Here is a 13,494-nt window from a genome sequence, read left to right on the forward strand (position 1 = left end):
GGGCTGTCAGTGGTGGCGGGTAGGTTGTTTCCCATGCGCATCGCGACCTGGAACGTGAACTCGATCACCGCCCGTCTGCCCCGGCTCCTGGCCTGGCTGGAGAAGACCGGCACGGACGTGCTGTGCGTCCAGGAGACCAAGTGCACCGCGGAGCAGTTCCCCGCCGAGGCCCTGCGCGAGCTGGGGTACGAGTCCGCGGTGAACGCCACGGGCCGGTGGAACGGCGTCGCACTGATCTCCCGCGTCGGCCTCGAGGACGTCACCACGGGCCTGCCCGACGGCCCCGACTACGACGCCGCGCAGGAGCCCCGGGCCATCGCCGCCACCTGCGGCCCGGCCCGCGTCTGGTCGGTGTACGTGCCCAACGGCCGCGAGGTCGACCACGCCCACTACGCCTACAAGCTCGCCTGGTTCGACGCCCTCAAGGTCGCCGTCACCGAGGACGCGGCCGGGCCCCGGCCCTTCGCCGTCCTCGGCGACTTCAACGTCGCGCCGACCGACGACGACGTCTGGGACCCCGCCCTCTTCGAAGGCGCCACCCACGTCACGCCCGCCGAGCGCGGTGCCCTCGCCGCCCTCCGCGAGACCGGCCTCACGGACGTCGTCCCCCGCCCCCTCAAGTACGACCGCCCGTACACGTACTGGGACTACCGCCAGCTCGCCTTCCCCAAGAACAACGGCATGCGCATCGACCTCGTCTACGCCAACGAGCCCTTCACCAAGGCGGTGTCCGACTCCTACGTCGACCGTGAGGAACGCAAGGGCAAGGGCGCCTCGGACCACGCGCCCGTGGTGGTCGACCTGGACCTGTGAGCTTTCCCCAACCCCGCCCCTTCCCGAAACCGGGGCTTCGCCCCTGGACCCCGGGGGCGGGGGCCCCTTCGGGCAGGACGGGGGCGCCGCCGATCGGCCTTCGGCCTCGTCCTCAAACGCCGGACGGGCTGGAATGTGCCGCCTCGGCCTGAAGGTGCCGGGCTGTTGCTCAGCAGGTCCAAGGTTGGGCGGGTGGGTGGGAGAGAGCCCGTCCGGCGATTGAGGACGAGGCGCGGAGCGCCGATACGGGGTCCGGGGGCGGAGCCCCCGCCAGGGCTACGGCACCAGCGTGCTCAGCCGTACCGACCGCCCCAGCGCCGCCAGCCCCGCATCCCCCGGATGGAGATGGTCCCCGCTGTCGTAGGCGGGCAGCATCCGCGAGGGACGCCCGGGATCACGCAGCACGGCGTCGAAGTCGAGGACGGCATCGAAGTCACCGCCGTCCCGGAGATAGGCGTTGACCTTCACCCGCTCCGCGTCCACCGCGGCGGTGCACCGAGCCTCCCCCTCACACGGCACGACGGTCGCGGCGACCACCCGCACCCCCCGATCCCGCGCCCGCAGGGCGATCTCCCGCAGCCCCGCGACGACGTCGGATGCGGCGGCCCCGGCCCGCAGGTCGTTGACGCCCTCGAAGACGACGAGCGTCCGCGCGGAGGTCTGGGCGAAGACGTCCCGGTCGAGGCGGTGCAGGGCGCTGACCCCACCGGTGTCGGCGGACACGCCGTCACCGGGGTAGCGGTCGGTGAGGACGCGGTTCGCGGAGATGCCCTGGTTCAGGACGCCGTAGCGCGGCACCCCGGAACCGGGGCCCTGGGCGAGGAGGCGCCGCGCCAGCTCGTCGGGCCAGCGCCGGTCGGTGTCGGGTGTGGAGCCGACGCCGTCCGTGATGGAGTCGCCGAGCAGCACCACGGACCCGGGCCCACCGGCGACGTCGACGCCGGTGAGCAGCGGCCAGGTCCGCAGGGTCGAGGAGTACGCGGCCCCGGACCCGTCGGCCGTGTGGTCGCCGGGCCCGCTGACGTACGAGGTCTGCAGGGCCTGGCTGTGCAGGGGCGCGGCGGCCACGGGGCCGGGCAGATGGAAGCTGACGAGGAGATGCGCGTCCGACGGCACCGCGAACCGCAGCGGATCGCTGAAGACCTGCGCCCCCGCGGGAATCTCGGTGCCCGCCCGGCCCCCGAACCGCAGCGCCACCGGCTCCCCCCGGGCCCCTGCGCCCGCCGCCCGCACGGCGACCGTGGCGCTCCCGATGCGTACCGGCGTACCCGCGAAGGTGTTGTCGAGCCGGATCCGCACCCGCGGCCCCCCGGCGCTGGTGTGCACCACGAGCCGCACGGTCCGGTCCTGCCAGGGCCCCACCGCGGCGTACCCGGCCGTCGAGGCGGCCCAGCTGCCCGTCCACCCCGTCGTCCCGCCCCGGACGGACAGCGCGAAGACATGCAGGTCGGCGCCCCCGCCAGGGTCCCTGGGCAGCGTCACGGAGGCGATCTCGCGCCCGCGGACGACCGGCACCGTGACCACGTACAGCCGGGCGCGCTCGGTGAGTTGGCCGCCGGGCGTGTTGACATGGGGCAGGGCGACGGACTTGGTGGCGAGGGGGCCGCCGCGCCAGTCCGGGGCCGTCAGACGGTAGCTGCCGCGCGAGCCGTCCCGGTACCGCACGCCGCCCGTGCCGCTCGCGTCGCCGCCCGTGCCCGCGACCAGGAACGCGAGGGCGTCACCGCGCCCGCGCACCCGTACCGCCTGCCCGTCCGCCCGTACGTTGTCCGGCTCGCCCGCCGCCGTGTCCGGCCAGGTGACCCGGGCGCCGTCGACGCCGAGCACCCGGCCGGGGGTCCAGCCGGCCGCCGCCAGGTCCCGCGCGGACAGCGAGGCACCGGCGCCGTCGAAGTCCGCGTCGCCGGGGCGCGCGTCGTCGCTGACGGCCCGGTTGTCGAACAGCCGCTCCAGGGGGAGCGGCCGGGTGGTCGGTGCGGTGGACGCCCGCTCGGCCCCCGGTGCCGCCTCGGCGGCGGCCACCGGCGCGAGGCCCGTGAGCAGGGCGAGTACGGCGGTGGCTCCCCAGATGCGTCTTCGCACGACGGACCTCCCACGACGTGGTGCACGGCGGACACGACCCGCACGACTGACTGACGGTGCGTCATGCGGTGGCGGACGACAGGTGGTGCGTGGTGAAACGGACTACAGGTGGTGCGTGATGAAAGGGGCGACGGACGGTGCGTGATGAAACTAAGGAGCAGTCAGAGGCCCGTCAATGAACGCGGCATGGACACAGGCGCATGATCCGGCCAAGGCCGAGTGCGTCGGCCGGAGGGTGACCCCGTGCCCGGGGCGGAGGTCGCGCGCCCGGCCAGGGGCGGCCCCCTCACCCCCGCCCGGGCGCCAGTGCCAGGATGGCGGCATGCACCTTTACGATGAGCGCCTGAGTGTCCCGGCCGTGTGGTGGTTCCTCGTCGTGCTCGCGGGCTGTCTCTTCGGCGGGCTGCTGCTGCCGTTCGGGCCCGTGGCCGCCGCGTTCGGCGTACTCCTCGTCGGCGGGGTGTTCGGGCCGCTGGTCCACCGCTACGGCTCGGCCCGCATCGTCGTGACGCCCGGCACCCTCGTCGTGGGCGACCGGGTCATCCCGATCGACGACCTCGGACGCACGGAGATCCTCGACGCGGGCGAGGCCTTCGAGTGGCGCACGTACAAGGCGAACGCCTACGCCCTGCTCCTGCTGCGCGCCTACGTCCCCACCGCGCTGCGCGTCGAGCTGCGGGGCCCGCACCACACCGCGCCCTACCTCTACCTCTCCACCCGCCGCCCGATGAACCTGGCCACGATCCTGGCCTTCACCCGCCGCTGATTCGCCTGATTCCGCTCATTCCGAGATCAACTGCCGCAAGATACATTCCTTGGAGCGCGGATCCGCCGTCCGGCCGTCCCGGCCCACCCGGGGAGGCCGCCCCGGGCACCCCACGGAGAGGCCGGTCATGAACATTCCGTTCCTGGACAAATGGCGCAAACGGCACCCGAGCGAGCCGGGCCTGAGGCTCGCGGCCGCCTTCGAGGACGATCCGGTCGGTGTGGGCGAACTGCTGTCCGAGTGCGAACTCCTGCGTTCGCAGGCGGGCGCGGCCGGCCTGGAACTCGACGACTCCCCGGCGTCGTTGGCCGCCCTCGACCAGCTGCCGCCGCGCTGGCGCGACGACGCGGAGACGCTGCCCTGGCTCGGCAACGACGCGGGCCTGTACCTGGGCACGGTGATCGTGCGGACCGTGCCGGGCGCGGTCTGGCAGGTCCTGCCGGGCGGCACGCCGGTGGTGCGCCTGGCGTCCGGGCGGGAGATCGACGTGGTCGCCGCGGGGCTCGACTGGGCGGTTCAGGGGACCCCCGAGTTGTCTCAGGTATACGCGGAGGCGTCCGAGACGTAGCCGCCAGGCAACGTAGCCTCAAATACGGTTAATGCCCATAAGTGCGTGTCGTCCAATAAGTCCCGTTTTCGCGTGGATAGTTTGCGCTGACCGACACGGCGAAAAGTGGGCAGGTCTGGGCATGGCCGTCGATCCGTTGATCGAGCTGCGTGACGTGAACAAGTACTACGGAGAGCTCCATGTCCTCCAGGACATCGACCTCACCGTCGGCAAGGGGGAGGTGGTCGTGGTCATCGGCCCTTCGGGGTCGGGAAAATCAACGCTCTGCCGGACGATCAACCGTCTTGAGACCATCCAGTCGGGCAGGATCCGGCTCGACGGACAGCCGCTGCCCGAGGAGGGCAAGGAACTCGCGCGGCTCCGCTCCGAAGTGGGCATGGTCTTCCAGTCGTTCAATCTCTTCGCGCACAAGACCGTGCTGCAGAACGTCTCCATGGGCCAGGTGAAGGTCAGGGGCCGCAAGAAGGACGAGGCCGACCGGCGCTCCCGTGAGCTGCTCGAACGCGTGGGCCTCGCCTCGCAGGCCGACAAGTACCCGGCGCAGCTCTCCGGCGGCCAGCAGCAGCGCGTGGCCATCGCCCGCGCGCTCGCCATGGACCCCAAGGTGATGCTCTTCGACGAGCCGACCTCGGCCCTCGACCCCGAGATGATCAACGAGGTCCTCGAGGTCATGCAGCAGCTCGCCCGGGACGGCATGACCATGGTCGTCGTCACGCACGAGATGGGCTTCGCCCGCTCGGCGGCCAACCGCGTGGTCTTCATGGCCGACGGCCGCATCGTCGAGGACCGGGCCCCCGAGGACTTCTTCACCCACCCGGAGAGCGAGCGCGCCAAGGACTTCCTCTCCAAGATCCTCAAGCACTGACGGGGGGCTGAGCATGCTCCGTACGACACGTCTGTTCGCCGCGCTCGTCCTCACCGCGCTCGCCACCGCGGCCTGCGGCAAGGAGGGCAGCCCCCCGACCAAGGGCCCCGCGGCCGGCGAGCTGCCGAAGTACCAGGTGGCGAAGGGCTTCGAGCTGACGAAGTCCGGCACCTGGCGGAAGGCCGAGAGCCGCGGCCGCTTCGTCGTGGGCGCCAAGGAGGACCAGCCCTACCTCGGCGAGAAGGACCCGGCGACCGGCAGGTACTCGGGCTTCGACATCGAGATCGCCAAGATGGTCTCGGCCTCCCTCGGCCTGGACCCCGGGAAGATCTCCTTCAAGACGATCGCCTCGGCCAACCGCGAGACGGCCCTGCAGAACGGGCAGATCGACTACTACGTCGGCACCTACACCATCAACGACCTCCGCAAGAGGCTCGTCGGCTTCGCCGGGCCGTACTACATGGCCGGACAGGGCCTGCTCGTGCGGCACGACGAGGACGACATCAAGGGTCCCGAGGACCTGAACGGCAAGCGCGTGTGCTCCGCCGCGGGCTCCACGCCGTACCAGCGCATCAAGCAGGACTACCCGAAGGCGACGCTCGTCGCGTACGACACGTACTCCGTGTGTGTCGACAATCTGCTGACCTATCAGGTCGACGCCGTCACCACCGACGACGCGATCCTCATCGGGTACGCGGCCAAGGTGCCCGACGAACTGAAGCTGGTCGGCAAGCCGTTCTCGAAGGAGCCCTACGGCATCGGTGTGCCGCGCGGCGACACCACACTGCGGTTCGCCATCGACGATGCCCTCGCCGCCCGGGAGAAGAACGGCGACTGGAAGAAGGCGTACGACGCGACCCTCGGGCTCTCCGGTGTCCCGGCGCCGAAGCCGCCCGCCATCGACCGCTACCCGGCGAGCTGAGGAGGCGTCGTGGACGTACTGACAGACAACTTCTCCACCTTCGGGGACGGCTTCCTCGGCACCGTGGAACTCACCGTGTACGCCTCGCTGCTCGCGCTCGCGCTCGGGTTCGTGATGGCCTCGTTCCGGGTGGCGCCCGTCGGCTCTTTCCGGGTGTTCGGCGCGGTGTGGGTGGCGGTCCTGCGGAACACGCCGCTGACGCTGCTGTTCTTCGCGGTGCTGCTCGGCCTGCCGCGGTTCGGACTCGTGCTGCCCTTCAAGGTGTTCGCGGTGCTCGCGCTCGGCTGCTACACCTCGGCGTTCATCTGCGAGGCGCTGCGCTCGGGCATCAACACCGTGCCCAAGGGCCAGGGCGAGGCGGCCCGCAGCCTCGGCATGACCTTCCGTCAGACGCTGTCCGCGGTGGTGCTCCCGCAGGCGTTCCGCTCGGTCATCCCGCCGGTCGGCTCCACGCTCATCGCGCTCGCCAAGAACTCCGCGATCGCCGGGGCGTTCAGCGTCACCGAACTGCTCGGCAGCTACAAGACCCTCAGCGAACTCGGCTACAGCATCATCTGGACCTTCGTCTGGATCGCCCTCGGCTACCTGATCATCACCCTCGCCATCAGCGCCGTCTTCAACATCCTCGAGAAGCGCTGGGGAGTCGCCCGATGACCACCACCGCCCACGCTCCCGAAGCCACCGCGCTCTACGACATCCCGGGCCCGCGCACCCGCCGCAGACATCTGATCTACGGCATCCTCTCCACCGCCCTGATCGTCGCGCTCGTCGGCTGGATCCTGTATCTGCTGTTCGACACCGACCAGTTCACCGCCACCAAGTGGACGCCGTTCGAGTACAAGGGCATCCAGGAACTGCTCCTGCGCGGGCTCGGCAACACGCTGAAGGCCTTCGCCATCGCCGCCGTGCTCTCGCTCGCCCTCGGCGGACTGCTCGCCACCGGGCGGCTCTCGGACCACCGGCCCGTGCGCTGGGTGGCCACGCTCCTGGTGGAGTTCTTCCGGGCCATGCCCGTGCTCGTGATGATCTTCTTCGTCTTCGTGGCGCTGAAGGTCCAGCCGCTGCCGGCGCTGGTCGCCGGGCTCACGCTCTACAACGGTTCCGTGCTCGCCGAGGTGTTCCGCTCCGGCGTCAACTCGGTCGAGCGCGGCCAGAGGGAGGCCGCTTACGCGCTTGGCATGAGAAAGACCCAGGTCATGTCGTACGTCCTGGTGCCGCAGGCGGTGCGGGCCATGCTGCCCGCCATCATCAGCCAGCTGGTCGTGGCCCTGAAGGACACCTCACTCGGCTATCTGATCACCTATGAGGAGTTCCTCCATGCCGGGAAGCTCATCGCGTCGAATCTCGACTACGATTTGCCTTTCATCCCCGTGGTCATGGTGATCTCACCGATCTACATCGGGATGTGCATGCTGCTTTCGTGGTTCGCCTACTGGGTGTCCAAGCGTCAGCAGCGCAGTCCCAAGACAGAGGCCGTGGATGTCGCCCCGGCTGAACCAGGGACGCTGCTGCCGGGCGGGGGTCCCCCCAGGGCCCCAGGACCCTGACGGGAGCAGCAGCTGGAGGGCCAGGCCCGCCCGGCAGCAGCCGGAGATCACTGCTCGCGCAGGGGGACCGACACGTACGACGGGTCGGTTCCGGGCGAGGAGAAGGTCAGCTGCGCGCCGGACGGGTTGTGCTCGACATAGAGCGGGTCGACCGTGTCGACGACCAGGGCGAGCCGGTGCCCCGCCGGGACGTCGTAGGCCGTGGAGAACAGCTCCAGGTCGACGGCGAACGGCTTGCCCGGGGTCTTGCCGTGGAAGGTGTACGGCGCGTTGCTGACCAGCTTGCCGAGGCCGAGCGGGCCCACGTCGTAGAGGTACGCGACGAGGGTTCCGCTCTCCTTGGTGCTGGTCACCGTCGTGTGCAGCTTGGCGGTGCCGCGCACCCGCTGTTCCCGCTCCGCCCGCTCGGACTGCCAGACCGCCGCGTACCGGCGCGGAAGGAGCGGCATCGACGCCACCGGCGGCAACTTCAGGAACTGGTCCAGGGTGTTGGAGAGCATCACGATGCCGCCGTTGGCCCCGGAGTCGACGTTCGCGCGGATCGTGGTGGAGCCCGCGAGGTCGATCTTCTTGCTGGTCGCGCCGACCGACTTCCAGTCCGCGTAGCCCTCGTATCCGCCCGTGGACCGCGACTTGAGCTGGACGGGCTGCTCCTTGTCGATGCCGTTCCTCTCGCCCTTGAGGTAGTGGTCGAACCAGCGCTTGGTGGTCGTCCAGGTGTCGTTGGGCAGGCCGAGCAGGCCGGTGGCCTCGGCGGTGGCGTGGTCGCCGGGGCGGAACTCCAGGCGCTTGGGGCCCGTCAGCTTCTCGTAGAAGCTCGCGTACTGGTTGGGCGGGAAGATGGTGTCGCCCCAGGCGTTGGCGAGCAGGATCGCGGCGCCGTTCTTGTTGAGGCGGTCCAGGTAGGTCGCGGGGGAGCGCTTGCTGCCCCACGCGATCATCTCGTCCTCGCTGTCGAGGTTCGAGCCGAGGAAGTCCTTGAGGATGCGCTTCAGTTCGGCGCTGGGGCGTCCGGTGAGGTAGCCCGCGCCGCCCAGCAGGGCGCCCGCCTGGGCGTGCTGGGTGCGGCCGCTGTAGATGGACTCGACGAGGTCGCCCCAGCCGCTGAGCGCGCCGACGGCCTTCACGCGCTTGTCGTGGGCGGCGGCGAGCAGGCTGATGCCCGCGCCGTAACTGACGCCCGCCATGCCGACCTTGCCGGGGTCGGTGGGGGTGTTCTTCAGCGTCCAGTCGATGACCTTGGAGGCGTCGGCGATGTCCTCGGGGCCGCCGACCTCGATCTCGCCGCCGGACTGCCAGAAGCCGCGGGAGTTGTAGCTGACGACGACGTACCCGGCCGCGGCGAGCTTCTTGGCCTGCGCGATGTATTCGATCTGCGGCATGGCCCAGCTGGTGGGAAGCACGATCGCGGGGTACGAGCTGTCCGTCGTCGCGCCCGCGGGCGCGACGACGTTGGCCTTCAGGACGGTGCCGCCGTCACCGGGGATGTCGACGAACCGCACGCTCGGCGCAGCCGTCGCGGCGGGGCGTTCGGCGGGCGCGGCCTGGGCAGCGGGGGCGAGCCCGAAGGCGGCGCCCGCGATCAGAGCGGCGGAGACGGTCCCTGCGGCAGTGGACCGCAGGGACGGGTGGGGGTCTCGCACGGGTCACTCCTCACTTGTTGAAAGTGCAAAGTGACCGAACGGTAACCGCGGTTCTTTACCGGGGGTAACCCGTCGGTAAGTTACGCCCCGGTAACGATTGTTGACGCGGCTGTCACCTCAAGAGGTCTGCTTCAGCGCGCTCTTGGCCTGCCAGTCCGCCCACGACAGGTTCCACTCGCCGTAGCCGTTGCCCGGGTCCGGCGTGCCCTTGGAGCCCGAGCCCGTGACCTCGAACGGGTCGCCGACCTGGACCTGGCCGTACAGCCAGGAGGCGTCGGAGGTGCTCATGCCGACGCAACCGGAGCTGTGGTTGGTGTTGCCGAAGTACGCGGCGTTCCAGGGCGCGGCGTGCGCGTACATGCCCGACCAGGTCAGCCGCATCGAGTAGTCGACCATCTTGTCGTAGGCGTCGCCGAGGCCGACGGTCTCGGAGCGCATGTTGATCGTGCCCTCCTTGGCCATCAGGACCGACGTGCCGCCCCAGGACGCCTTCTCGCCGCCGGGGGTGCCGGCCGACATCGGGACCCGCTTGACGGACTTGCCGTCCCGCGTCAGGGTCGCCGTCTTGCTGTCCAGGTTCACCTTGACGACCTGGTTCTTGCCGACGGTGACGGCGGTGTCGTAGTCGCGCACGAACCAGCCGCCGTCCGTGCCCGAGTCGACGCCGTTGAGCTGGGCGTCGAGCTTCACCTTCGTGCCCGACTTCCAGTACTCCTCGGGCCGCCAGTCGACGCGGTCCTTGCCGTCGTAGTTCTTGATCCAGCCCCAGGACCCGGTGGTGTCGTTGGACGTGGTGACCTTGAGGTGCTTCTCCACCTCGGCCTTGTTCTTCACCGGGTGGTCGAAGACGATCGAGAGCGGCTGGGCCACGCCGACGGTCTTGAGGTTGCTGCCCGGCGTGATCGTGACCTTGTTGACCTTCTCGGGCGGGGCCGTCTTGAAGGACTTCGTCGCCTCGCCGCCCTCGTCGGTGGTGGCCCGCAGGGTGTAGCTGGTGCCGGGCGCGGCCTTGCGCGCCGAGGTCCAGCTGCGGCCGTCCGCCGAGACCTTGCCCGCCAGCTTGGTGCCCTCGGCGTCGGCGACCGCGACGTCCTTGAGCTTGGCGTCCTTGGTGGTGAGCTTCACCGTGACGGGGACGCCCGCCTTGGCCTGGCCGCCGGAGAGGTTCACGGCGACCTTCGGCTTGGCCGCCTTGGCGTCGTCGGAGCCGGAGCCGCCGTCCGAGCAGGCGGACAGGGTGGCCGCCAGGGCCGCGACGCCCGCGACTGCGGCGTGGCGGGGGCGTATGGAGCGTCGGCGGGACGACGGGCTCAGGGACCGGGACCTCAAGGAAACGTACCTCCGTGCGAATGTTCAGGGCCTGCCCGGAGTGAGAGTGCGCGTGGTCCGCTTCGGTTGCCCGTCGCCCGGAAATTGCCGACTACGTCATAGAGGCGTTATTCGCGGCATACGTTCCGTGGGGGTGTGCTCACGTGCCGCGCACGCGGATGCCGCTCGTCGCGCCGCCCGCGGGGCCGCTCACTTGGCGCGGTGGGAGTTGCGCGCGGTCGGGGCGGGGGTCGGGATCGGCTCCTGGGCGGGGCGGGTCACGTCCGCGACGAGCTCGACCACGTCCGGTCCGTACGCCTGCGAGTTCACGACCTTCAGGAGCAGCGCGAAGGAGTGGTTGCCGTGCTTGCGGGCGAGGCGCTCGTGGTGGCGGGCCAGATAGCGGGTCGCGGCCTGGTTGGTGATGGCGCGCTGGCCGCAGAAGAGGAAGACGGGCCGCGCGTCCGGCGCCTGCCCGGCGGTGAGGCGGGCCAGGATGACGTACTCGGTCCTGCCGCCCTCCATGCGGTAGCGCTCGGAGCCGATCTGGAAGGCGCCCCGGTCCGGGCCCGGCTCCGGGTCGGTGTTGACGCGCACGCCGGGCAGCAGCGAGTGCATGTGCGCGGCCATGCGGCGGTGGACCGCCGGGTTGCCGACGCAGAACTCGGTGCGCTCGCCGAAGCCCTGCTGGGCGGCGTCGTGCGCGACGATCTGGGCGTGCCCGCCGCACTCCTTGATCAGTGCGGCCAGTTCGAGCAGCGAGAACACGTCGTGCCGGGTCACGAGCAGCTCCGGGCCGCTCGCCTCGCGGTTGACCACGAGCAGCGACTCGGCGTTCGCGGGCAGCCCGAAGAAGGCCTGCTTGCGGCGGAGCCTGCGCTTCCACAGCTGCGAACGCAGGAGCCAGCCCAGGGTGGCACCGAGCACGGCCGCGACCAGGCCGAGGACGAGATAGCGCACGTCTTCAGTCATGGGGGCGCATGCTAGCGGCCATTCGGAGCCTCGTTCGAAGAGTCCATGGCCAGGCGCGGAGCCCGAAGTTACGCTGCGCAGACGGCTGTTGACTGGAGGTACGAATGCGGCGCTGTCTCGTGCGGAATCTGACGCTATGTGCGGTCGGCGGGGTATTGGTGACGGTCGGTGCGGCGGCGCCCCCTTCGCCTTCGCGCTCAGCGCAACCGGGCACGAGCGCCGAATCGGCCACCGCGGCCGAACACGGCGCAAGACCGGCATCGGCCACTACGGCCGGAACGGGCGCTTCGCGTGCCACGACTCCGGAGAAGACACCCGTGGCCGTCGGCCACGGCGGCGCGGTGGCGAGCGTCGACCAGGACGCGTCCGCCGCCGGCATCGAGGTCCTGAAGAAGGGCGGCAACGCCGTGGACGCGGCGGTCGCCACGGCCGCGGCGCTCGGCGTCAGCGAGCCCTACTCCGCGGGCATCGGCGGCGGCGGTTACTTCGTGTACTACGACGCGAAGTCCCGCACGGTGCGCTCCCTCGACGGCCGTGAGACCGCGCCGCGCACCGCGGACTCCGGGCTCTTCCTGGAGAACGGCAAGCCGCTGCCGTTCGCGGACGCCGTCACCAGCGGCCTGGCCGTGGGCACCCCCGGCACGCCCGCCACCTGGCAGGAGGCGCTCGACTCCTGGGGCAGCAGGTCGCTCGGCACGGTCCTGAAGCCCGCCGAGCGCCTGGCGCGGCACGGCTTCACCGTCGATGAGACCTTCCGCTCCCAGACCGCGTCGAACCAGGCGCGGTTCGCGGACTTCCCCGACACCGCCCGCCTGTTCCTGCCCGGCGGGGAACTGCCCGTCGTCGGCTCGACGTTCAAGAACCCCGACCTCGCGCGGACGTACGCGGAGCTGGGGGACAAGGGCGTCGACGCGCTGTACGACGGCAAGCTCGGCCGCGATCTGGTGCGCACCGTCAACAAGCCGCCCGTGGACCCGGACTCCGGGCGCAACGCCCGCCCCGGCGACCTGTCCATGAAGGACCTGCGCGACTACGCGGTGAAGCGCCGCACCCCCACCAAGACGTCCTACCGCGGCCTCGACGTCTACTCCATGGCGCCGTCCTCCTCCGGCGGCACCACCGTCGGCGAGGCCCTGAACATCCTGGAGCGCACCGACCTCTCCGAGGCCACCCGCACGCGCTATCTGCACCGCTTCATCGAGGCCAGCCGCATCGCGTTCGCCGACCGGGGGCGCTGGGTGGGCGACCCGGCCTTCGAGGACGTACCGAAGAAGGAGCTCCTCTCGCAGAAGTACGCGGACTCCCGGGCCTGCCTGATCAAGGACGACGCCGTCCTGAAGAGCCCGCTCGCACCCGGTGACCCGCGCAACCCGGTGCCCTGCCGCGCCGGGGACAAGGCGGCCCCGACGACGTACGAGGGGGAGAGCACCACGCATCTGACGGCGGCCGACAAATGGGGCAACGTCGTCGCGTACACCCTCACCATCGAGCAGACCGGCGGCAGCGGGATCACCGTGCCCGGGCGCGGCTTCCTGCTCAACAACGAGCTGACCGACTTCTCCTTCGCGCCCGCCAACCCGGCCGTGCACGACCCGAACCTGCCGGGGCCCGGCAAGCGCCCGCGCTCGTCGCTCTCGCCGACCATCGTCCTCGACGAGCGGGACCGGCCGGTCGTCGCCCTCGGCTCGCCCGGCGGCGCGACCATCATCACGACCGTCCTGCAGACCCTGACCGGCTTCCTCGACCGGGGCCTGCCGCTGGTCGACGCCATCGCGGCGCCGCGCGCCAGCCAGCGCAACGCCGCCCAGACGGAGCTCGAACCGGGCCTGTGGAACAGCGAGACCCGGCGCAGGCTGGAGGCGATCGGGCACTCCTTCCGGCAGAACCCGGAGATCGGCGCCGCGACCGGCGTGCAGCGGCTCGCGGGCGGGCAGTGGCTCGCGGCGGCCGAGAAGGAGCGCAGGGGAGGCGGGTCCGCGATGGTGGTGAAGCCGAGGTCGTAGTCCGG

General features: G+C 70.9%; 12 protein-coding genes. 8 read left to right on the forward strand and 4 right to left on the reverse strand.

Annotated features, from left to right (window positions below; translation table 11 throughout):
• Nucleotides 1-33: 33 nt before the first annotated feature.
• Nucleotides 34-813: an exodeoxyribonuclease III gene (locus tag AB6L24_RS36775; RefSeq protein ID WP_405662809.1), complete on the forward strand. Its 780-nt coding sequence runs from the start codon at nucleotides 34-36 to the stop codon at nucleotides 811-813.
• A 276-nt stretch (nucleotides 814-1,089) separates the two neighbouring features.
• Here AB6L24_RS36775 and AB6L24_RS36780 read toward each other — a convergent pair whose 3' ends face one another.
• Nucleotides 1,090-2,895: a GDSL-type esterase/lipase family protein gene (locus AB6L24_RS36780; protein ID WP_405662811.1), complete on the reverse strand. Its 1,806-nt coding sequence runs from the start codon at nucleotides 2,893-2,895 to the stop codon at nucleotides 1,090-1,092.
• Between the two features lie 322 nt (nucleotides 2,896-3,217).
• Here AB6L24_RS36780 and AB6L24_RS36785 point away from each other — a divergent pair, with 322 nt between their 5' ends.
• The 6 genes from AB6L24_RS36785 (at nucleotide 3,218) to AB6L24_RS36810 (ending at nucleotide 7,563) form a co-directional block, all read left to right on the forward strand.
• A complete protein-coding gene (locus tag AB6L24_RS36785) occupies nucleotides 3,218-3,661 on the forward strand; it encodes a DUF3093 domain-containing protein (protein ID WP_405662812.1) in 444 nt (147 codons plus the stop codon).
• A 127-nt stretch (nucleotides 3,662-3,788) separates the two neighbouring features.
• On the forward strand, nucleotides 3,789-4,229 hold the full coding sequence (locus tag AB6L24_RS36790; protein WP_405662814.1) for a DUF6278 family protein: 441 nt from the start codon (nucleotides 3,789-3,791) through the stop codon (nucleotides 4,227-4,229).
• A 121-nt stretch (nucleotides 4,230-4,350) separates the two neighbouring features.
• Nucleotides 4,351-5,094 (forward strand): amino acid ABC transporter ATP-binding protein, encoded by a 744-nt coding sequence (locus AB6L24_RS36795; protein ID WP_087886414.1) that lies wholly within the window; start codon nucleotides 4,351-4,353, stop codon nucleotides 5,092-5,094.
• A gap of 13 nt (nucleotides 5,095-5,107) precedes the next feature.
• Nucleotides 5,108-6,016 carry a glutamate ABC transporter substrate-binding protein gene (locus tag AB6L24_RS36800; RefSeq protein ID WP_405662818.1) on the forward strand — a complete coding sequence of 303 codons (909 nt, stop codon included), beginning with the start codon at nucleotides 5,108-5,110 and terminating at the stop codon, nucleotides 6,014-6,016.
• A 9-nt stretch (nucleotides 6,017-6,025) separates the two neighbouring features.
• On the forward strand, nucleotides 6,026-6,670 hold the full coding sequence (locus tag AB6L24_RS36805; protein WP_405662820.1) for an amino acid ABC transporter permease: 645 nt from the start codon (nucleotides 6,026-6,028) through the stop codon (nucleotides 6,668-6,670).
• Nucleotides 6,667-7,563, forward strand: a complete 897-nt coding sequence (locus AB6L24_RS36810; RefSeq protein ID WP_385713264.1) for an amino acid ABC transporter permease — start codon at nucleotides 6,667-6,669, stop codon at nucleotides 7,561-7,563. Before AB6L24_RS36805 ends, AB6L24_RS36810 begins: the two co-directional genes overlap by 4 nt.
• A 47-nt stretch (nucleotides 7,564-7,610) precedes the next feature.
• Here the strand turns inward: AB6L24_RS36810 and AB6L24_RS36815 are convergent, their stop codons facing one another.
• The 3 genes from AB6L24_RS36815 to AB6L24_RS36825 form a co-directional block, all read right to left on the reverse strand.
• On the reverse strand, nucleotides 7,611-9,206 hold the full coding sequence (locus AB6L24_RS36815) for a CocE/NonD family hydrolase (RefSeq protein ID WP_405662822.1): 1,596 nt from the start codon (nucleotides 9,204-9,206) through the stop codon (nucleotides 7,611-7,613).
• Nucleotides 9,207-9,323: 117 nt separating this feature from the next.
• The gene (locus tag AB6L24_RS36820) at nucleotides 9,324-10,535 is read right to left on the reverse strand and encodes an Ig-like domain-containing protein (protein WP_405662824.1); all 1,212 of its coding nucleotides are present in this window, start codon (nucleotides 10,533-10,535) and stop codon (nucleotides 9,324-9,326) included.
• 189 nt (nucleotides 10,536-10,724) lie between these two features.
• Nucleotides 10,725-11,486 carry a hypothetical protein gene (locus AB6L24_RS36825; protein ID WP_380861004.1) on the reverse strand — a complete coding sequence of 254 codons (762 nt, stop codon included), beginning with the start codon at nucleotides 11,484-11,486 and terminating at the stop codon, nucleotides 10,725-10,727.
• Between the two features lie 104 nt (nucleotides 11,487-11,590).
• On the opposite strand from AB6L24_RS36825, the gene ggt reads away from it, so the two are divergent.
• Nucleotides 11,591-13,489 carry a gamma-glutamyltransferase gene (gene ggt / locus AB6L24_RS36830; protein WP_405662827.1) on the forward strand — a complete coding sequence of 633 codons (1,899 nt, stop codon included), beginning with the start codon at nucleotides 11,591-11,593 and terminating at the stop codon, nucleotides 13,487-13,489.
• Nucleotides 13,490-13,494: the final 5 nt, after the last annotated feature.

This window comes from Streptomyces sp. RK9, from assembly GCF_045070545.1.
Lineage (GTDB): Bacteria > Actinomycetota > Actinomycetes > Streptomycetales > Streptomycetaceae > Streptomyces > Streptomyces alboflavus.

What these genes read in the sequence shown, in the direction of transcription:
- AB6L24_RS36775 (WP_405662809.1), top strand. Translation starts at nt 34, where the DNA reads ATGCGCATCGCGACCTGGAACGTGAACTCGATCACCGCCCGTCTGCCC.
- AB6L24_RS36785 (WP_405662812.1), top strand. Translation starts at nt 3,218, where the DNA reads ATGCACCTTTACGATGAGCGCCTGAGTGTCCCGGCCGTGTGGTGGTTC.
- AB6L24_RS36790 (WP_405662814.1), top strand. Translation starts at nt 3,789, where the DNA reads ATGAACATTCCGTTCCTGGACAAATGGCGCAAACGGCACCCGAGCGAG.
- AB6L24_RS36795 (WP_087886414.1), top strand. Translation starts at nt 4,351, where the DNA reads ATGGCCGTCGATCCGTTGATCGAGCTGCGTGACGTGAACAAGTACTAC.
- AB6L24_RS36800 (WP_405662818.1), top strand. Translation starts at nt 5,108, where the DNA reads ATGCTCCGTACGACACGTCTGTTCGCCGCGCTCGTCCTCACCGCGCTC.
- AB6L24_RS36810 (WP_385713264.1), top strand. Translation starts at nt 6,667, where the DNA reads ATGACCACCACCGCCCACGCTCCCGAAGCCACCGCGCTCTACGACATC.
- AB6L24_RS36825 (WP_380861004.1), bottom strand. Translation starts at nt 11,486, where the DNA reads ATGACTGAAGACGTGCGCTATCTCGTCCTCGGCCTGGTCGCGGCCGTG.
- ggt (WP_405662827.1), top strand. Translation starts at nt 11,591, where the DNA reads ATGCGGCGCTGTCTCGTGCGGAATCTGACGCTATGTGCGGTCGGCGGG.